This is a genomic window from Haloferax profundi, assembly GCF_001469865.1.
Lineage (GTDB): Archaea > Halobacteriota > Halobacteria > Halobacteriales > Haloferacaceae > Haloferax > Haloferax profundi.
The window spans coordinates 1-253 of the sequence record NZ_LOPV01000292.1 but is presented as its reverse complement, the minus strand read 5'-3'; the positions used below and the strand labels follow the sequence as shown (position 1 = coordinate 253).

General features: G+C 56.1%; 1 protein-coding gene. It reads right to left on the bottom strand.

Features of this window, described 5'->3' with window-relative positions:
* The coding region (locus AUR66_RS22635) for a hypothetical protein (RefSeq protein ID WP_231727877.1) at positions 1-215 on the bottom strand (215 nt) is incomplete at its 3' end.
* Positions 216-253: the final 38 nt, after the last annotated feature.

The window sequence follows — 253 nt, the reverse complement described above, 5'->3', positions numbered from 1 at the left end:
AACTGTGGGCAGATGAAGCTGATGACAGCCCGTGTGAGCCACATTGACTGCGATCCAGTGGAATGGCCTCCAACAAACGAGAGGATGTCCTTGACGACTGCAGGACCAATCGAGCGATCCTCGACAGCAGTATTCGTGGCTCGCCACACCTGTCCGACGTCCATCAGCGCTGTCTGAGTCACATCAATATCCCACGCCTCTGCGTACGCCTCCATCACATCAACAAGCTCCCCAGAATCACTCGGAAGCGACG